The organism is Kribbella yunnanensis (genome assembly GCF_039529655.1).
In the GTDB taxonomy this organism is placed as follows: Bacteria; Actinomycetota; Actinomycetes; order Propionibacteriales; family Kribbellaceae; genus Kribbella; species Kribbella yunnanensis.
The window spans coordinates 159,586-178,485 of sequence record NZ_BAAANF010000025.1 but is presented as its reverse complement, the minus strand read 5'-3'; the positions used below and the strand labels follow the sequence as shown (position 1 = coordinate 178,485).

General features: G+C 67.1%; 18 protein-coding genes. 8 read left to right on the top strand and 10 right to left on the bottom strand.

The genetic code is table 11. The annotated features are described in order from the left end of the window. Positions 1-1,045: 1,045 nt before the first annotated feature. Together ABD231_RS36895 and ABD231_RS36890 are read right to left on the bottom strand one after the other, a co-directional pair. Positions 1,046-1,894, bottom strand: coding sequence for a fumarylacetoacetate hydrolase family protein (locus tag ABD231_RS36895; protein WP_344163207.1), 849 nt, complete (start codon positions 1,892-1,894; stop codon positions 1,046-1,048). Positions 1,895-1,919: 25 nt separating this feature from the next. Then, the gene (locus ABD231_RS36890; RefSeq protein WP_132413387.1) at positions 1,920-2,615 is read right to left on the bottom strand and encodes a GntR family transcriptional regulator; all 696 of its coding nucleotides are present in this window, start codon (positions 2,613-2,615) and stop codon (positions 1,920-1,922) included. Between the two features lie 123 nt (positions 2,616-2,738). On the opposite strand from ABD231_RS36890, the gene ABD231_RS36885 reads away from it, so the two are divergent. The 6 genes from ABD231_RS36885 (at position 2,739) to ABD231_RS36860 (ending at position 9,416) form a co-directional block, all read left to right on the top strand. Continuing rightward, positions 2,739-3,827 (top strand): sugar ABC transporter substrate-binding protein, encoded by a 1,089-nt coding sequence (locus ABD231_RS36885; RefSeq protein WP_344163204.1) that lies wholly within the window; start codon positions 2,739-2,741, stop codon positions 3,825-3,827. After that, on the top strand, positions 3,824-4,912 hold the full coding sequence (locus ABD231_RS36880) for a mandelate racemase/muconate lactonizing enzyme family protein (protein ID WP_344163202.1): 1,089 nt from the start codon (positions 3,824-3,826) through the stop codon (positions 4,910-4,912). Before ABD231_RS36885 ends, ABD231_RS36880 begins: the two co-directional genes overlap by 4 nt. 76 nt (positions 4,913-4,988) lie before the next feature. Next, on the top strand, positions 4,989-6,068 hold the full coding sequence (locus ABD231_RS36875) for an ABC transporter permease (protein WP_344163200.1): 1,080 nt from the start codon (positions 4,989-4,991) through the stop codon (positions 6,066-6,068). Next, positions 6,065-7,060 (top strand): ABC transporter permease, encoded by a 996-nt coding sequence (locus tag ABD231_RS36870; RefSeq protein WP_344163197.1) that lies wholly within the window; start codon positions 6,065-6,067, stop codon positions 7,058-7,060. The genes ABD231_RS36875 and ABD231_RS36870 overlap by 4 nt, the downstream gene beginning before the upstream one ends. Beyond that, positions 7,057-8,574 (top strand): sugar ABC transporter ATP-binding protein, encoded by a 1,518-nt coding sequence (locus ABD231_RS36865; RefSeq protein ID WP_344163195.1) that lies wholly within the window; start codon positions 7,057-7,059, stop codon positions 8,572-8,574. The genes ABD231_RS36870 and ABD231_RS36865 overlap by 4 nt, the downstream gene beginning before the upstream one ends. After that, positions 8,571-9,416, top strand: coding sequence for an amidohydrolase family protein (locus tag ABD231_RS36860; RefSeq protein ID WP_344163192.1), 846 nt, complete (start codon positions 8,571-8,573; stop codon positions 9,414-9,416). Before ABD231_RS36865 ends, ABD231_RS36860 begins: the two co-directional genes overlap by 4 nt. Positions 9,417-9,486: 70 nt before the next feature. Here the strand turns inward: ABD231_RS36860 and ABD231_RS36855 are convergent, their stop codons facing one another. Next, positions 9,487-10,380, bottom strand: coding sequence for a helix-turn-helix transcriptional regulator (locus ABD231_RS36855; protein WP_344163189.1), 894 nt, complete (start codon positions 10,378-10,380; stop codon positions 9,487-9,489). Positions 10,381-10,539: 159 nt separating this feature from the next. Here ABD231_RS36855 and ABD231_RS36850 point away from each other — a divergent pair, with 159 nt between their 5' ends. Next, positions 10,540-11,301 carry an SDR family oxidoreductase gene (locus ABD231_RS36850; RefSeq protein WP_344163186.1) on the top strand — a complete coding sequence of 254 codons (762 nt, stop codon included), beginning with the start codon at positions 10,540-10,542 and terminating at the stop codon, positions 11,299-11,301. Here the strand turns inward: ABD231_RS36850 and ABD231_RS36845 are convergent. The 7 genes from ABD231_RS36845 to ABD231_RS36815 form a co-directional block, all read right to left on the bottom strand. Further along, positions 11,276-11,914 carry an HAD family hydrolase gene (locus tag ABD231_RS36845; RefSeq protein ID WP_344163183.1) on the bottom strand — a complete coding sequence of 213 codons (639 nt, stop codon included), beginning with the start codon at positions 11,912-11,914 and terminating at the stop codon, positions 11,276-11,278. The genes ABD231_RS36850 and ABD231_RS36845 overlap by 26 nt on opposite strands. 194 nt (positions 11,915-12,108) lie before the next feature. Next, positions 12,109-13,191, bottom strand: coding sequence for a DNA polymerase IV (locus tag ABD231_RS36840; protein ID WP_344163180.1), 1,083 nt, complete (start codon positions 13,189-13,191; stop codon positions 12,109-12,111). Positions 13,192-13,220: 29 nt separating this feature from the next. Continuing rightward, entirely contained in the window at positions 13,221-14,009 is a 789-nt protein-coding gene (locus tag ABD231_RS36835; RefSeq protein WP_344163177.1) for an ABC transporter permease, read from the bottom strand. Beyond that, a complete protein-coding gene (locus ABD231_RS36830) occupies positions 14,006-14,818 on the bottom strand; it encodes an ABC transporter permease (protein ID WP_344163174.1) in 813 nt (270 codons plus the stop codon). Before ABD231_RS36830 ends, ABD231_RS36835 begins: the two co-directional genes overlap by 4 nt. Beyond that, positions 14,815-15,807, bottom strand: coding sequence for an ABC transporter ATP-binding protein (locus tag ABD231_RS36825; RefSeq protein WP_344163171.1), 993 nt, complete (start codon positions 15,805-15,807; stop codon positions 14,815-14,817). The genes ABD231_RS36830 and ABD231_RS36825 overlap by 4 nt, the downstream gene beginning before the upstream one ends. A 175-nt stretch (positions 15,808-15,982) precedes the next feature. Next, positions 15,983-16,330: a TFIIB-type zinc ribbon-containing protein gene (locus ABD231_RS36820; protein WP_344163168.1), complete on the bottom strand. Its 348-nt coding sequence runs from the start codon at positions 16,328-16,330 to the stop codon at positions 15,983-15,985. 66 nt (positions 16,331-16,396) lie between these two features. Further along, the gene (locus ABD231_RS36815; RefSeq protein WP_344163165.1) at positions 16,397-18,307 is read right to left on the bottom strand and encodes a penicillin-binding transpeptidase domain-containing protein; all 1,911 of its coding nucleotides are present in this window, start codon (positions 18,305-18,307) and stop codon (positions 16,397-16,399) included. A gap of 117 nt (positions 18,308-18,424) precedes the next feature. Between ABD231_RS36815 and ABD231_RS36810 the strand changes: the two genes are divergently transcribed. After that, positions 18,425-18,739: an L-rhamnose mutarotase gene (locus ABD231_RS36810; RefSeq protein ID WP_344163161.1), complete on the top strand. Its 315-nt coding sequence runs from the start codon at positions 18,425-18,427 to the stop codon at positions 18,737-18,739. Positions 18,740-18,900 lie beyond the last annotated feature (161 nt).

Here is an 18,900-nt window from a genome sequence, read left to right as displayed (position 1 = left end):
ACCTCATGGGGGAACCCACGAGATGCATCGGGACCAGAGGCGGGACCACTGCCAACCCGAGCCTTTCCCCACACGGCAACCACAGTCCGGCACCCCAAGTCTTTCCGCACGGCAACCAAGACCCGGCAACCCGAGTCTTCTTTTCCGCACGGCAACCGCAGCCCGGTCACCCAAGGCAGCGTGAAACCGCGGTCACCTGGCCCCGCCATCCAGCCCAGCCACCGCGGCGCCCCGCCACGCTGTCTTTCAGGTCGGCCGGGAGCGGTGATCAGCCACCGCGGACGTCCCCGGCCGAGAACTTTCGGCCTGCACCCCCTCTCGGCCGCCAAAGGGCGGCCGACTGAAGCCAGAGGGCGAGCTGGGCGGGTGGCTGGGCTGGATGGCGAGGCCGGCGACCGCGGTTTCACGTTGCCTGGGGCTGACGGGCTGTGGCTGGGGTGCGGGACGCCCGAGTTCTGCGTTAGCCGAGGGATTTTGGGGACTCGGTGACGAAAATCCATCAGATAACGCACACGGGCAGCCCCCCGGGGGCCCGAGAGCGCGGGCACGAGTCACCTTGAGCACCCGTCAACCATCTGAGCCCGGCCGAGACGGTCGAACGGTGCTCAAGGTCGACCGGGTGACTCACCTTGAGCACCCGTCAACCACTGTTCGGCTGCGCACGTGGTTGAGCCGTGCACGACGTCGTACCGGCTCGAGGCGCGGTGGGGGGTGGCGACGTGGGCCTGGCGCAACGAGTCCGTGAACCGGTTTGGGGAGGGTGTGGCCGGTTGCAGGGGTGTGGGGAGGATTCACCGCCCGAATGCGTCCGGGATCCGCCCCGAACCGGTTTGGGGAGGATCCCGACCCCCGGCCAGGGCGAGGGGAACGCGGGGTTCCTGCTCGCCGGTTCCGGGTGGGGCTGGCTGAGGTCGCCGTGCTGGACCGTGCTTGACGCGACCCCGAACCGCCTAACTAACCGGCCTTGGGGTTGCCCCCTGAGATTCTCAATGGGCAACCCCTCAGCTGCGTGGATATCTACTCAGCTGAGGGGTTCGCCGAGGGGTCAGGCTTTTCCGAGGGCCTGCTTCTGCTGGCCGAGACCTTGGATCTCCAGCTCCATCACGTCACCCGGCGCCAGGTACGGGAAGCGGCCGGACAGCGCCACACCTTCCGGCGTACCGGTGTTGAGGATGTCGCCGGGGCTGAGCACCATGTACTGCGAGAGGTCGCGGATCAGGGTGGCGACGGAGAAGATCAGGTCCCGGGTGTTCGAGTCCTGGCGGGGCTCGCCGTTCACGAAGGACTTGAGATCGAGGTTCCCCGGGTCGACCTCGTCGGCCGGGACAAGCGCCGGGCCGAGCGGGTTGAAGGTCTCACAGCACTTGCCCTTCGACCACTGGCCGCCCGACTCCTCGATCTGGAAGGCACGCTCGGAGACGTCGTTCGAGACGGCGTACCCGGCGATGCAGGCCAGCGCCTCCTCGTCGGTCTCGACGTACCGGGCCTCCTTGCCGATGATGACGGCGAGCTCGACCTCCCAGTCGGTCTTGGCCGAACCGCGGGGGATCAGGACCTCGTCGTACGGGCCGACGACGGTGTTCGGGTGCTTGAAGAACACGATCGGCTGCTTCGGCGGTGCGGAGCCGGACTCGGCCGCGTGGGCGGCGTAGTTCATGCCGATGCAGACGACGGCGCCGGGGCGGGCGATCGGAGCGCCGACCCGGAGGCCGTCCGTGGAGGCTGCCGTCAGCTCACCGGCCTCCAGTGCGGCGCGGGTGCGGGCGATGCCGTCGGCTGCCAGGAAGGCGCCGTCGATGTCGGCGGTGAGCGGGCTCAGGTCGTAGACGGTGCCGTCGGTGGCGCGCACGTACGGGCGCTCCTCGCCGACCGCGCCGAGGCGCAGCAGTTCCACAGGTGTCTCCTACCTCAGGACGGAATCACTCTTGATCGAACATCGGCCGCAACCGCTCACGGGACGCCTCGATGTGCGCCCGCATCGCTGCGGCCGCCTCCACCGGGTCGCCCTTGCGGACCGCGGCCACGACGGTCTTGTGCTCCCGCAACGCCTTTGTCGCGATTCCACCGCCGTAGTACAGCCGGAACAGGTGCAGGTGGCAGTGTGTACGGGCGAAGGACAGCCGCGCGGTCTCGTTGCCGGACAGCTCCAGCACCAGGTCGTGGAAGCGCTGGTCGTGCGCAGCCATCGCCCGATAGCTCTCGTACGCCGGCCTGTCCGGTACGTCGGTGTAGCTCAGCATCTCGTCCTTGAGCCGGACCAGGTCCTCGGTGCCGGCGCGTTCCGCGGCGCGACCGGCCGCCCAGGGCTCGATGTGCAGCCGGAACTCGAACAGGTCCTCGAACTCGGGCCGGCTGAGCCGTGACGACACCCGGTAACCGCGCAGCGGCTCCTTGATCACCAGTCCGTCGGACTCCAGCCGGGCCAGCGACTCCCGGATCGGGGTCTGCGAGATCCCGAGCTCCCGGGTCAGGGCGTCGATGTTCAGCCGGGTGCCCGGCTCGACCACGCTGTCCATGATCAGGCCTTTGACGGTCTCGTAGACGTCGTCGCTCAGCACCTGTCGCTGGGGCAAGCGGGCGAGCTGCCCCGCCAGACCCACATGCGCATCAGTCACAGTGCACTCCTCCCGAACCATATTCTGCCCGACTTGTCATCGTTACCTCGACGAGTCTTGACGGCTCCAGTGTGAGGCGGCAGCATCAGGTTCGCAATATCCTATAGGATCTGGAGTCCGCTCATGACCGTCGCCCTCCGCCGAACCGCCCTCTGTCTGGCTACTGTCGCGCTCGTCGCGACCGGTTGCACCACCAAGCCCGCCGACTCCACATCCGGTGCCGCACCGAAGGACGACGCGTCCAGCGGGGCCAGTTCGGGCCCGGTGACGCTGAAAGACGGATCGAAGGTCAAGCTAGCGCTGATCCCGGGCGGCGCACACCCCTATTTCCAGCCGTGGAAGACCGTCGCCGCGGTCGACAAGGTCGACTTCCGGCTCGCCGACGCGACCTTCAACGAGACCGGCGAGTGGGACCAGGGCAAGCAGAACAACGTGATCAACTCGCTGGCCGCGCAGGGCTACAACGCGTTCGGCATCTTCGGCGTGTCGCCGACCGACATCAACTCGACGTTCGAGGACCTGAAGGCGAAGGGGTTCGCGGTCGGTTCGCTGGCCTCCTGCCCGGCCGGTGACACCAACGCGGCCGACTTCTGCCTGTCCACGGATGTCGAGGCGGCGGCGTACAAGGCGGCCAAGGCAACCATCGAGGCGATCGGCGGCGAGGGCACGATCGTGCACCTGACCGGCAACAACGTCGACTCCAACACCCAGCGCCGGATCGCCGGGGTGAAGAAGGCGATCGCCGAGACCAACGGCAAGGTCACCGAACTGCCGGTGATCACGGACATCGACAAGGACCTGTCCACCGCGCAGAAGGCGGTCGCCGACCTGCTTGCTTCCAAGGGCAAGGAGATCAAGGGGATCGTCACCACGGCGTACAACCCGGCCGTGGCCGCGGCGGATGGTGTTGCCTCCAGCAAGCTTCCGATCAAGGTCGTCGCGATCGACGACGACGCGAAGATCCTGGCCGGGATCAAGTCCGGTGGCGTCGCCGCGACCGTGACGCAGAACCCGGCCGGCCAGGCCTACATCGGTGGCTGGCTGCTCGCGCTGCTGCAGTCCAAGCAGTGCACGATGAAGACGCCCGGTGTGATCGTGGACTCCGGTTCGTTCGTCGTCACGAAGGCCAACGTCGACACGTACGACGAGGAGCGCAAGGCGAAGACCAAGGCGCTGCAGCCCGAGTTCGAGAAGCAGCTGAGCTGCCAGTGAGCGCTGTTACGCGTGCCGAGGCCTACCTGGTCGATCTCGAGGTCGAGACGGTCCGCACTGATGCTGTGCAGTCGTTCCTCAAGCAGGAGACGATTTTCGTCTCGCTGGAGACGGCTGACGGGCTGAGCGGGCTGGGCTACTCGTACACGATCGGTACGGGCGGCACCGCCGTACTGGCGTTGCTGCGGGACCATCTGTTGCCGCGACTGATCGGGAAGGACGCCCGAAACGTTGAGGCGTTGTGGTCGGACCTGTTCTGGTCGACGCACGCAACCACGGTCGGTGCGATCACCTCGCTGGCACTGGCGGCCGTCGACACCGCGCTGTGGGACCTGCGATGTCTGCGGGCGGCTGAGCCGCTGTGGCGGTTGGCCGGTGGGTATCGGCAGCAGGTGCCTTTGTACGACACCGAGGGCGGCTGGCTGCACCTGACGACGGATGAGCTCGTCGCTGGCGCCCTGGCCTCGCAGAAGGCCGGTTGGCCCGGTGTGAAGCTCAAGGTGGGCAAGCCGCGGGTTCACGAGGACCTGGAGCGACTGCGCGCCGTACGGGACGCAGTCGGGCCTTCGTTGGACATCATGGTTGATGCGAACCAGTCGATGACGTACGCCGAGGCCAAGCGGCGTGCTGCTGCTTTCGAGTCGGTGGACCTGTCGTGGTTTGAGGAGCCGTTGCCGGCTGACGATCTGACCGGGCATGTGCGGCTGGCGCAGTCCACGTCGATCCCGATCGCTGTTGGCGAGTCGCTGTACTCGGTGTCGCAGTTTCGTGAGTACGTCGCGGCCGGGGCGGCCGGGATCGTCCAGGTGGACGTAGCGCGCATCGGCGGGATCACTCCGTGGCTGAAGGTCGCTCATCTGGCTGAGGCGTTCAACCTCGAGGTCTGTCCGCACTTCTTGATGGAGATTCACGTCAGCCTGACCGCCGCCGTACCGAACGGCCGGTACGTCGAGCACATCCCGCAGCTGCGAGCCATCACTCGTTCTGAAATGGCCGTGGTGGACGGGCACGCGGTTGCGCCGGATGTGCCTGGGCTGGGGATCGACTGGAACCCTGACGCCATAGACGATCGGCGTGTCTCATGAACGAGCGAAGCGAGTTCATCATCCAATACAGTGTGCCCTGCACTTCATTCGCGCCCGCAGCGAAGCGAGGACGTGAATGAGTGCGCCGGTGTCGGAGACTGCCACTCAGGCACTCCAAGAGGACACACCGGTCGAGAAGCCGCCGCGTGGCACGCCCTGGTGGGCCAACCAGCGGATCGGATTGCTACTGCTCGTCGTACTGCTGGGTGCGCTGTTCGGCGTGCTGCGGCCGGCGTTCTTCAACCAGCAGCTGGTGATCTTCCCGCTGCTGCGCGATATCGCAATGTTCACTGTGGTCGGGCTGGCACAGCTGTGTGTGCTGTCGATCGGGCATATGAACCTTGCCGTCGGCCGGATGGCGGCGTTCTCGATGATGATCACCGGCATCTCCTACGACCTGTGGCACTTCACCTTGTACTCCGGTCTCCTGGTGGGACTGGTGGCAGGTACGGCGATCGGTGCGCTGGCGGGCTGGGTGATCGCGCGGACCGGGGTCAACTCGTTCGTGGTGACGCTGGCACTGGACTTCCTGCTGCTGGGGATGATTCCGCTCGTCTACACGTCGCTGACCGACAATGCGGCGTTCGTGACCAAGCCGCCGGGTATGCGGGAGCTGCGGAACTACTCGCTGGCGGACGTGTGTGTCGGCAACGTGTGCGGATCGCCCGCCGTACCGCAGCTGGCGATCTTTGCCATCGTGGCCATGGTGGTCGTCGGCTGGATCTACTCGCGGACCCGGCTCGGCCGCGAGCTGCTGATGACCGGCTCGCCGGTGCGCGCTGCTGAGCTCTCGGGGATCCCGACTGCGCGGCGAGTGATTACCGCGCACGCCATGTCGGGCTGCCTGGCCGCGCTGGCCGGTTTCATGCTGGCGGTCTCGACCGGGTCGATCAAGGCGACCATCGGCGAGGAGTTCATGCTGCCGTCGTTCCTCGGCCCGATCCTTGGGGGCACTTTGCTGGCCGGCGGTTTCGTCTCGATCTGGGGCACCTTGATCGGTACGGCGCTCACGTCGGTGATCCGGAAGGGTCTCGACCTGCTCGGTGTCGGTCTGGAGAGCCTGAACATCTACCTGGGCCTGATCCTGCTGCTCGCGCTGTCCACCGACCGGGTCCGAACAGTCCTGTCCGAGCGGCAGGAGGTGCGACGACAATGAAGCGTTTCGCCCGATCGACCGAGATGACCTTGCTTGTCATCGGCATCGTGTTCTTCATCGGGTTGGTGATCGCGTCCGGCGGTGACCTGCTCGCAGCGAATTCCTTGAGAGTGCTACTTCAGTTCCTTGCCGTGCCGATCCTGATCGGATTGGCTCAAATGGTGGTACTCGCAGTGGGTCAACTCAACTTGGCCGTCGGCGCGATCGGTGGATTCGCGGCGGCGGCGATGGGCGTGCTCATGGCCGATCACGGCGTACCGGTTCCGCTGGCGCTGCTGATCGGGTTCCTGCTCGCCGGAGTTGTCGGCCTGCTGAACGGTGTGCTCGTCGTGCTGACCCGGATCAACGGGTTCATCGTCACGCTGGCGACGATGACGATCCTGCTCGGCGTGCAGTACCGGTTGGTCGGCACGCGGACCGTCGATGCTTATCCACAAGGGCTGAAGACCTTCGGGTCGGCCGCGCTGTTCGGCGTCATCCCGTGGATCTTCGTCGTGGCGCTGATCGTGGCCGGGCTGCTCGCGGTGATGCTGAAGCGGACGGTGCCGGGTCGGCAGCTGCTCGCCTCCGGTGGGAACCCGATCGCCGCCCGGCTGTCCGGGATCTCCAACGACCGCTCGGTGATCGTCGCGCATGCGTTGTCCGGTGCGATCCTCGGCGTTGCTGCGATTCTCACGGTCGCCTCGTCGCCAGGTGTGAACAAGAGCATCGGCGGTGACTGGCTGCTGCCGTCGTTCGCGGCGCCGATCATCGGCGGCGCGTTGCTCACCGGCGGATCGGCCGTCGTACTGGGCACTGTGCTGGCAGCGTTCATCGTGCGCTTCGTGGACACCGCACGGGCCGAGTTCTCCCTCGAACCTTCCTGGGTGAACTTCGTGGTCGGCGCGGTCGTCCTCGGCTCGGTCGTGCTCGGTCAGGTCCGGACTCGTCGGCAGGACCGGCGCTCGGTGGTGAAATCGCCCGACGCGGCGGTGGCCGGAGGTGTGTCATGACGCTGTTCGAGGCTTCGGAGATCGTCAAGGTCTTCCCCGGCGTGCGCGCGCTGGACGGCGTCACGTTGTCGCTCGAGGCCGGCTCGGTCCACGCCTTGCTGGGTGAGAACGGCGCCGGCAAGTCGACGCTGATCAAGGTCGTCACCGGGCTCTATCGGCCGGACGGCGGCCGGTTGCTGCTCGACGGGCGCGAGGTGTCCTTCGGATCGCCGCACGAATCGGCCGCGGCCGGGATCGGCGTCGTCCACCAGGAGCGCAACCTGATCCCCGGCTTCACGGTCGGCGAGAACATCCTGCTCCAGAAGCTGCCGACCAATCGCGGTCTGGTCGATCGGTCCGCGATCCGGTCCGAGGCAGCGCGCTGGCTGGCTGAGCTGGAGCTCGACATCGATCCGGATCAGCCGGTCACCGAGCTCTCGGTCGCTCAGGCGCAACTCGTCGAGATCGCCAAGGCGCTATCGGTGGAGAGTCGCGTGCTGCTGCTCGATGAGCCCACCGCCTCGATCACGCCGAACGAGGCAGCTCTGCTGTTCCGCGTCGTGGAGAAGTTGAAGGACGACGGACGCGCGGTGCTGTTCGTCAGCCACAAGCTGGAAGAGGTCTTCCAGATCTGCGACACCGTCACCGTCCTGCGCGACGGCGCCTCGGTGCTGTCCGGGGGCGCGTTGTCCGAGCTCACCCGCGACCAGGTGGTCGACCTGATGGTCGGCCGCGTCCACGAAGCCCTCAACCTGCCAGACCGAACCGTCGACACCACGGTCGCCCCGATCCTGGAGCTCCGCGGCGTCGGTACGGCGACCGGTCATGCCGAGGTGGATCTCACCGTCGGCCCGGGCGAGATCGTCGGTCTGTACGGTCTGGTCGGCGCCGGTCGGAGCGAGCTGGCCAAGGCCCTGCTCGGCCTCGACCGCATCACCGCCGGCGAGGTCCTGGTGCGCGGGCAGGCGGTCAAGATCCGCACAGTCCGCGATGCCCTGCGCAACCACAAAATCGGCTATGTCACCGAGAACCGCAAAGAAGAGGGCATCTTCCTCGAGCAGTCGGTCGCCCGCAACATCGCCGTCACCATCTGGGACCGCCTCCGCAAACTCCTCGGCTACGTCCCCGCCAAGTCCGAGACCGAGATCGTCTCGTCGTACGTCGAACAACTCGGTATCCGGATCGCCTCACCGTCCCAACACGCCGGCACGCTCTCCGGTGGCAACCAGCAGAAGGTCTCTCTGGCCAAATGGCTGGCCGCCCAGACCGAGATCCTCATCATCGATGAGCCCACGGTCGGCATCGACGTCCGCACCAAAGACGCCTTCCATACGCTCATCTGGGACCTCGCCGCCAACGGCCTCGCCATCCTCCTGATCACCTCCGACCTCCCCGAGATGATCACCCTCGCCGACCGCGTAGTCGTCATGCGCGACCACCGCATCCAGGGCGAACTCCCCAACACCCACGACTACGACCAGATGAGCCAACAAGTCATCCGCCTAATCCACGCAGAAGGCACCACAGCCGCATGAGCAGAGTCGACGCCCATCACCACGTGTGGGACCTGTCCGTCCGCGACCAGACCTGGATGGTCGGCCCGGACTTCGCCCCCATCCGACGCAACTTCACCGCCGACGACCTCGCACCCCTGGCCGCCGCAGCCGATGTCACCGCCACCGTCCTGGTCCAGACAGTCGGTGTCCTGGCCGAGACCGGCGAGTTCCTGGAAGTTGCTGCCAGCAACGACCTCGTCGCCGGTGTCGTGGGCTGGGTGGACCTGACCGCACCCGACATTGCGGACGTGCTCGCCAACCTCCAGTCCCGCCCGGATGGCCAGTACCTGAAGGGCATCCGCCACCAGGTGCACGACGAGCCGGATCTCGAGTGGCTACTGCGCCCCGACGTACAACGCGGCCTGGCAGCAGTCGCCGATGCCGACCTCGTCTACGACCTGCTCACCAAAACCCCGCACCTCCCAGCGGCCATCAAGACAGCCCAGGCGCTCCCACACCTTTCCTTCGTAGTCGACCACATCTCCAAGCCCGCCATCGGCGGCCCGCTAGACCCCTGGGCCACCGACCTCCGAGCCCTCGCCGCCCTCCCCAACGTCACCTGCAAACTCTCCGGCATGGTCACCGAGGCCAACTGGACCTCCTGGACCCCCGCCGACCTCAAGCCGTACGCCGACGTAGTCCTGGACGCCTTCACCCCCCACCGCGTCATGTTCGGTTCCGACTGGCCCGTCTGCCTCCTAGCCGCGTCGTACGGCGACGTGGTGGCAGCCGCCGAGACCCTCACCGCCGACCTAACCCCCGCCGAACGCGAGGCCGTCTTCACCACCACAGCCACCACCACCTACAACCTCACCACCTGACGAGCCAACCCCCAGCCACCCAATGCCGTCCCACGCCCTCCGCATGAGCCGGTACGACGTTGTGCCCGGTTCAACCACGCGCGCGGCCAGCAAGTGGTTGACGGGTGCTCAAGGCGATTGGGTGGGGGCTGGTCAGGGGCCAGCTGTTGAGGAGGCGGAGGGCTTCTGCCGTGGGGGAGCCGGGCTCGACGTTGTAGACGCAGAGCATCTGATCCGGGTCGTCGGGAAGGTGGAGCGCCTCATAGGAAAAGTGGAGTTCGCCCACCTCCGGGTGGTGGTACCGCTTGCTGCCGTGAGTACGCCGCAGGACGTGGTGATCGTTCCACCAGCCGGGGAACTCGGGGGACCGCAAGGTCAGTTCGCCGACCAGGTCGGCGAGGCGGCGGTCGTTCGGGAAGCGGCCGGCGTCGAGTCGGAGCATCGCGACGGTCTCCGCCGCGATCTGTTCCCAGTCGCCGACCCGCTCACGTGCTTCGGGGTTCAGGAGGTAGTAGCGAGCCAGGTTTCGCTGCGGGACCGGGAGCGCCTCGAAGTCGGTTATCACCGCACGGGCCAGCCGGTTGGCCGCCAGTACATCGGTACGCCGCCCGATGATGAAGGCGGGAACCTGCTCCAACGTCTGGAGCAGCAGATGCAGGCCCGGCCGGACTCGCTGCGGCGCGACCGCGGTACGCCGTACTGGGGTGGGCCTGGCCAGCAGATCGGTGAGGTGTTCGCGCTCAGCCAGGTCCAGCCGCAACGCCCGGCTGAGCGCTTCGACGACCTCCGGCGACGGCGAACCGGCGCGGCCTTGCTCCAGCCGGGTGTAGTACTCCGTGCTCACTCCGGCCAGGCGGCTGACCTCGTCGCGGCGTAACCCGGGCACCCGGCGAGCACGGCCGTCGTCGGCGATTCCCGCCTCATCGGGGGTCAGTCGGGCGCGGCGAGTGCGCAGGAAGTCGGAGAGTTCAGCACTGCGGTCCATAACCCCAGTGTCGGTCACCGCGCTGCCCAGCAGGCGCGGATGGGTAGCCCTGTCGGTACCTGTCGGGACAGGGCTTGGCTGGGGCCTCGAAACACCGCCCGGGACTGATGTTCTGGAAAGGCGGCAGATCGCCGCCCAGCTGTTTCGAAAGGTGTTCACATGTCGAAGCCACTCACCGGCCGCGTCGCAGTCATCACCGGAGCCTCCAGCGGTATCGGCGAGGCCGCAGCCGAGCACTTGGCGGACCTCGGCGCCCGTGTCGTGGTCCTGGCTCGTCGCGCCGACCGGCTGACCGACCTCGTCGCCCGGATCGAGAAGGACGGCGGTACGGCGCTCGCGATCGCGGCCGACGTCACCGATGTCACCGCGATCCGGGCAGCCGCGGACCGCGTCGCCACCGAGTTCGGCGGCGCCGACCTGCTCTTCAACAACGCGGGCGTGATGCTGCCCGCACCGATCGACGAGGTCGCCACCGACCAGTGGCAGCAGCAGATCGACCTCAACGTGAGCGGCCTGATGAACGTCATCGGTGCCTTCGTCCCGCAACTGGTCAGCGCCGCAGCCGAGCGCGGTGTCGCCGACCTGATCAACACGTCCTCCATCGGCGCCCAGAACCCGTATCCCAGCTTCGCCGTCTACTGCGCCACCAAGGCCTACGTCACCCAGCTCTCCAAGCAGATGCGTGCCGACCTCGGCCCGAAGAACGTCCGCGTCGCCGCGATCGAACCGGGTTTCACCACCACCGAACTCCAGAGCCACGTCACCGACGCGGGCATCTCGGACTGGCTGGAGGGTGCCAAGACCCAACTCGAATGGCTCACTGCAGCCGACGTCGCCGCGACCGTCGGTTTCATCGCCGCCTCGCCGGCCCGGGTGAACTTCCAGCAGATCACGATCATGCCGACCGGCCAGCCGAACTGAGGAGCTTCCACAGCCCGGTCATGGTGTGGACGACGGGTGGTTGGAAGCCCGGCTCGGGGTGGGCGTCGGTGTCGTCACTGCGGAAGAGGACAGGCCGGAAGCCGGCCGCTTCGGCGGCCATCAGGTTGGTCGGCCGGTCGTCGACGAAGCGTGTGCGGGCGGCGTCCAGCCCGGGGTGCGCGAGCACCGGGCGGTACGCCGCAGGATCGGGCTTGCGGGCGCCAATCGCGGAGCTGACGAACCACGTCTCGACGTAAGCAGTCAGCCCGAACCGGAGTCGCAACTGCTCCGACCACGGCACCGCGTCGTTGGTGAGCACCAACGGCGTGATGCCGGCCTCGCCCAGTCCTCGCAAGACCTCCGGTGCATCCTGCGTCAGCTCGTGACGACTGCAGTAGTCACCATCACTCGCGGTTGCCGCGACGCCGAGCGCAGACCAGAGTTCGCCCGTGGAGATCGCGCCCAGCGTGCATCGGCGGTAGACCTCACGAATCTCCGCCTCGGTATGAGTGCAGCCGTGCTCACGCAGGTAGGGGATGAGGACGCCCCGCACAACGTTCCCGTGCCGGTAAAGCACGCCCATGGCATCGAACACCACAAACTCACGCTGCACACCCGCGATCATCCCAGCCCTCGACGATCGCGTCCCGCCGATTTCTCCCCCACCCACCCACCCCGCAGGGCGTGGCGGACCGCCATCACCCACTAACCTCGCTCGACGACCCGCGCTGAGCGTGCGCCGGCGTTGCTAGCGGGTGAAATGAGCAGTTGGACGGTGGTGGCGGTCCGAGGTGGGAGGGCGAGGGGCTACGCGGGTGGGGTGGGGGCGAACTCGACTCGCACCCCGAGCAGCCGGACAGGGCGGCGGAGTTCGAACTTTTCCAGCAAGGCGAGTGCGGTCGCCGCGATCACCTCGGGGTCCTGCGTCACCGCCTTCAACTTGCGGCTCTTGATGGGGGTGAAGAACGAGGTGAACCGGACTTTCACCCAGACACGTTGGATGCTGCGCCCCTCCTTCACCACCTCCCGGGTCACCTCGACGGCGATTCGGCGCAGCTCGTCGGCGATCTCGGCCGGCTCGACCAGGTCGCGCTCGAAGGTCTCCTCGTGACTGCGCGATACCGGTTCGCGCGGCACGTCGGTGACCTCGGTATCGCCGAGTCCGCGGCCGAGGGCGGCGTACCAGGTGCCCATGTTCGGGCCGAACCGCTTCTTCAACGCTTCAACATCGGCGGCCGCGAGGTCCGCGACCGTGTGCAGCCCGAGCTCCTGCAGGTTGCGTTCCATCCGGCTGCCGATGCCCCACAGTTCGCGGACTGATCGGTGGTCCATCACCTCGCGCCAGTTCTCGGCGGTCAGGCGGTAGACACCCGGAGCCTCAGCGCCGGCACCCTCAAACGCGGTGGCGTGCGAGCGGGGCTGTTTGGCGAAGGTGGTTGCGAGTTTGGCCCTGGTCTTGTTGTCGCCGATCCCGATCGAGCAGGTCAGCCCGGTGCGTTCCGCCACCGCCGCGCGCAGGTCGGCCGCGAGACCCTCGGGATCGTCGGTTGTAGCGCCGACGATGCACTCGTCCCAGCCCCACACCTCGACGACGACCGGGAACGTCCGCAGCGTGTCCATCACCTCGGCCGACGCCGCCTCGTAGGCGGCCGGATCCGACGGCAGAAAGACCGCGTCCGGACACTTCTTGTACGCCGCCCGAATCGGCATCCCCGAGTGCACCCCGAACTCACGCGCCTCGTACGACGCCGTCGCCACCACCTGCCGCGGTTTCGTCGGATCACCCGACCCGCCGACCACGACCGGCAGCCCGCGCAGTTCGGGCCGGCGGCGGATCTCGACGGCCGCGATGAACTGGTCCATGTCCACATGCAGGATCCACCAGCCCATCGCGGCCCTCCCTTCAACGACCCAACGACTCAGCTCGACGCACTCGCGTACGTCCGCAGCCCACGCTGCCACAACAACCGGATCAGCAACACTGCAATCACCGACAGCCCGATCCCGAGCACCGCCGGTCCCCAACCGAGCGAGCCCGCCAGCGCCTGCACCGGGTACGTCGTCGCGAACGCCACCGGGAACACGAACGTCAGGAAGCTCCGCACCGCCACCGGGAAGAACGTCAGCGGATACCGCCCAGCCTCGACGACGTTCAGATAGATGATGCCGACCGGCCCCACAGACTGCAGCCAGAACGCCAGATATACGAGCGCCGACCACACCACCGTGAGCAGCACCAACCCACACACCGCGAGTACGACGGCCTGCAGCACCTGACCCACATTCGGCGTGAGCCCCGACTGCACCAGCCCGAATGCCAGCACAACGATGCCGCTGGCAACATTGCTCAACTCCGCAACGTTGATCCACCGAAACGTCAAGTAGAACTGGCTCGACACCGGTCGCAGCAGTACGGCGTCCAGCTCACCCTCGGTCAGGTACGTCGTCATCCGGTTCAGGTTCGGCGCGATGAATGTCGCCATCAACCCCGTGATCACCTGATACATGCCAACCAGCGCGATCACTTCCGAGCGCGTCCAGCCGTGCACCTCCGAGGTGAACCCGAACAGCAGCAGCGTCGGCACGATCCCGAGCCCCAGTTGCACCAGCCCGACCAGCAACGTGGTCAGGAAGTGCGCCCGATAATGCGTCTCCCGTACGACGGCCTGTGCGAAGAACCGCCGCCACAACCGTAGGTGCCTCATCATGCGCCCACCGCCGAGTACGCGCGGATCCCGGCCGCCCAGACGACACGGGCGAGCAGGCCGACAGCGACGACGTACCCGAGCTGAACGCCGAGCGCGGTCAGCAGTTCTGACCCGGACAGGTTCCCCGCGACGATCTCGACCGGGAACGACACCGTGTACCGATACGGCTGGTAGTCGACGAACGTGCGCGACCACTCCGGCATCAGCGCCAGCGGTACAACGGATCCTGACAGCACCGAGCCGATGATCACCCGTGCTTGGACCAGCGCGCTCACATCGTCCATCCAGAACGCGAAAGCCGCGATCAGGATGTCGATCGTGAACAGCAGGATCGCGCCGAGCACCAGGGTGACGAAGAACAGCGCCCACCGGCCGGCACCCGACGGCACATGCATCGAGTCGCGGAAGATCCACCAGACCAGGCCGATCATCGGGACCAGCGCGAACAGCTTCAGGAACTTCTCCGACAGGTTGTTCGCGACGAACCCGACCAGCAGCGACGCCGGCCGGATCATCCAGCTGGACAGCTTGCCGAGCCGGATGTCGTTCGCGAGGAAACCGGCCATCCACGACGACGTGGCCATCGTGGCGAAGCCGAGCAGCACGAAGTACGTCGTGAGGTACCGCTGATCCACGGGGAGTTGGGCGCCACTCGCGAGCGCGGTCCGCCAGATCAGCAGCGAGATGAGCGGCGTACAGATGTTGGCCAGCATGAAGATGACCCACGCACCGCGGTAGACGGACTGCTGCGCGATCTCGGCCGCGACCATCCGCCGCAGTACTCGCAGGTTGCGGACGAACCCCTTCATGACGCCTCCCCGCGGCGCTCGAAGAGGTCGCGCATGATGTCCTCGACATCGGCGTCCGCGACGTCCAGGTCGACCAGCGGGCCGAGCCGGGTGAGCTGCTCCAGTACGTCGCCCGTCCGCTCCCGATCGGCCTCCAGACGGAGAGTCAGGCCGGACACCTCAACTCCGCTGACCCCGGTGAGCCCACGGCCGTCCACAGGCGTCGCGTACGTCGCTCGCACCAGCTTGCGCGGTTGCGCGGTCCGGACGAGTTCGTCGAGAGCGCCGTCGAACTGCAGGCGGCCGTGGTCGATGATCATCACCCGCGAGCAGAGCGCCTCGATGTCGTCCATGTCGTGGCTGGTGATCAGGATCGTCGTACCGCGGAGCCGGTTGACGTCGGCCAGGAAGCTCCGGACCCGGGCCTTGGCGACCACGTCGAGCCCGATCGTCGGCTCGTCCAGGAACAGGATCTCCGGACCGTGGACGAGGGCCGCCATCAGCTCCAGCTTCATCCGCTCACCGAGTGAGGTCTTGCGGACCTGGACGTTCAGCAGGTCCTGCACCTCGAGCAGTTCGGCGAGCTCGGCGACGTTGCGCTCGAACACCGGCGTGGACAGGCCGTACATCTCCTTGTGCAGGAGCAGGCTCTCCATCGCCGGCACGTCCCACCAGAGCATCGTCTTCTGCCCCATCACCAGCGCGATCCGGCGCAGGTAATCGGGCTTGCGGGCCGACGGCGTGTGGCCGAGCACCTCCAGCTCGCCGGACGTCTTGTACAGCAGCCCGGACAGCATCTTCAGGGTCGTGGTCTTGCCCGCGCCGTTCGGGCCGAGCAGCCCGACGACCTCACCGGGCTCGATCGCGAACGAGACCCGGTCGACAGCGAGCCGGGTCTCGTACTTGCGCTTCACCAGGCTCTTCAAGGCTCCGCCGAGACCGGCGCGCTGCTGGTGGAAGGTGTACGTCTTGGTCAGATCATGCGCAGAAAGGGCATGGGTGTGCGTCACAGTTGGGGCACCGCTTTCGAAAGAGCTGGACAGGACCGGGCAGCAACCCAAGGCCCATCACGGCACCGCGATCCAGCAGGATGGCGGGAAAATCAACCGTGCGCGCAGCTATCTCGAAACGGGGTAGTCACCTCTCCGACGCTAAGCCGCAGCGGAGCGTGATGTCCAGTGGATTTCAGTCGAAGAGGTTCTCCAGGAAGGACTTCTGCTTCTTCTTGTGCGAGTAACTGCGGTCGTCGTACCGCCGCTGGTCCTCGTACCGACGGTCGTCCGAACGGCGGTCGTCGTAGCGCCGATCGTCGTCGTACCGCTTCTTCTCGTCGTACCGCTTCTCTTCGTAGCGCTTTTCCTCGTGCCGCTGCTGCTGCGGAGCGTTGAAGCGCGCCTCGGCATCCACCAGCCGCTCCAGCTCACCCCGGTCGAGGAAGATCCCGCGGCACTCGCCGCACTGGTCGACCGTGATCCCACTACGTTCGTAGGTCCGCATCCCACCGCGGCATTTCGGGCAAATCAGGCTCTCCATCCAGAAACCCTAAGTGACGAAAAGCCCGGAATGCCGCGTTTTCAGCCAACTCTCAGCAACTTCTGCTCACTTGAAGCGGGCGAGGAAGTTCTTGACGATCGGGCCGGCTGCCTTGCCACCGGACTCGCCGCCTTCGACGATGACCGCGAAGGCGACGTCGCCGCGGTAGCCGACCATCCAGCCGTTGGTGCCGACCTTGCCGTTCGTCACGACCTCCGCCGTACCGGTCTTGGCGCCGACTGTGCCGCTCTGGGCGAGGATGTGCGCCGTACCGCCGGTGACCGTGGTGCGCATGAAGGTGCGGAGTGCGGCGACGGTTGCCGGGGGCAACGGAGAGGCCGCGGTACCGGCGGCGTCCTTGCCGGGGACCAGGACCGGCTTCATCGCGGTGCCGTGGGAGACGGTGGCGCCGACCAACGCGATCGACAGCGGGCTCGCGGTGACAGTGCCCTGACCGATCATCGAGGCGGCCTCCTCGACATCGTCCTTCGGGGCCGGAACCTTACCGCCGTACGCCGGGATGGAGAGCTGGAGGTCGCGGCCGATACCGAACATCGCGGCCGCCTTGGTCATCCCGTCCTTCTGCAGCCGTGCGTGCTGCGAGATGAACGCGGTGTTGCAGGACTGGTTGAATGCCTTCTGCATGGTGCCGGCGCCGTACGCCGCGAGGGCGTCGTAGTTCTTGAACGTCTTGCCGAACACGTTGATCGTGTCCGTGCACGGGAGCGAGCTGTTCGTGGTGAGGCCGTTGCTCAGCAGCGCGGCCGAGGTGACGGTCTTGAACGTCGAGCCCGGGGCGTAGCGGCCCTGGAACGCGCGGTTGTAGCTCGTCACGTCCGGACCGTTCGCCGCGGCCAGGATCTGGCCGGTCGAGGCCTGGACGGCGACCAGCGAGGCGTGCAGCTTCTGGCTGGCCAGCGCGGCCTCGGCGGCCTGCTGCATCTTGGTGTCGATCGTGGTCTTCACCGGCTTCCCGGGGGTGCCCTTCTGGGTGAAGACCTCCTTGATCGTCAGCTTGGTCTTGCCGTCGCGCAGGCTGACCACGCCGCCGGGCGTGCCGGCGAGCTGCTGCTGGAACGCGTACTGCAGGCCGTTGACGCCAACCTGGTCCTGCGCCGACGCGGTCGGGCCCGCGTTCTTCAGGCTGTCCTCGTTGGCCAGCTTCATCGAGCCGAGCAGCGAGCGGGCGAACGTCGGGTTCACCGCCAGCGACTGGGTCCCGCCCATGGTCAGCACGCCGGGCAGCTTGCCCATCGTCGGCCGCAGCTTCTCCCACTGCTCTGCGCGGATCGTGATCGCGTCGACGAACTGACCGGCCGGGGCCGCCTTCGCCCGCTTGGCCAGCTTCGCGCCGTCGACATCGAGGTTCTTGGTGAACGCCGCGTACGTCGCCGCGGTCGCCACGTTGCCGGAGGCGACACCGACGATCACGACCGGCTTGTTCGAGGTCAGCGCGGCGCCGTGCCGGTCCTGGATCGAGGCCCGCGGCGGGAGAGTGCGGACGCGCTTGAGGTAGTTCGTCCCGTCGCCGAGCCCCGGGTAGATCGTGTCGCCGGCCGCCTTGACCTTCCAGACATCGCCGACCTTGACCGCGGTCGCCGTACTGGTCCACTTCATCGCGCCGATCCCGCGCAGCTGCGCCTCGACGGCGAGCTCCTGGGTGCAGGTCGCGTCGTCGGAACACTTCGCGTCACCCTGCGGTACGACGGTCACCGTGCTGGCCGCGAGCGCCGAGTCGACATCGTCCAGCCGCTTGCCGAACGCGGTCGGGTTGTCGGTCAACGCAGCCGCGTCGGTCGGCTTCCCGTCCGGCGCCCAGGCCTTCACCCAGGCGTCCGCGAACTGCTTGACGACCTGCGCGGAGGCCTGCTTCTCGTTGTTCGGATCGGCCTTCCCCCCGTCGCCCGACTTGCTGTCGGAACAACCAGCGGTGATCAGCAGACTACTCAGGCAGACGACAGCAGTGGTTCGCTTCACGGTTCCAACTCTCGCACGACGATTGGCAAACACACGGGCGAAACTACTCAACCCACCCAAGTACGACGCTGGTGGCGGCCCGTTGGTTGGTTCCGGAAGCGCGTATCCTGCACGATTGTGACCCGCCTAGCCCTGCACAGCCGGCTCCTTCCCGGTACCGAAGAGGCCTACGAGCTCGAGCACGCCCGCGTCTGGCCGGAACTCATCACCGTGATGAACGCCGCCGGAATCTCCGACTGGTCGATCTGGCGCAGCGGCCGCGACCTGTTCCATCTCGTGGTCTGCGACGACTACGAGGCCGCCGTCGCCGAACTCCGCCAGAACCCCACGGACCAGCGCTGGCAGCAACACATGTCCCAGTTCGTAGAAGGCTTCGCCGAAGGCGGCAAACCCCTCCCCCACGTCTGGACCATGACCCAACAAACCGACTAACGACACCGCCTCCGGCGGCGACAGCACTTCTGGCGCCTCCGGCGCAGTCGGCCGTCGTTCGGCCCCCACCACATGCGGCAAGTGATTCACGGGGTTGTGGGGATGGGGGGCGTCGCCGGAGTGCCTGTCGGTGGGGCTGGGGTTCGCGGGTGCGGGTGCGG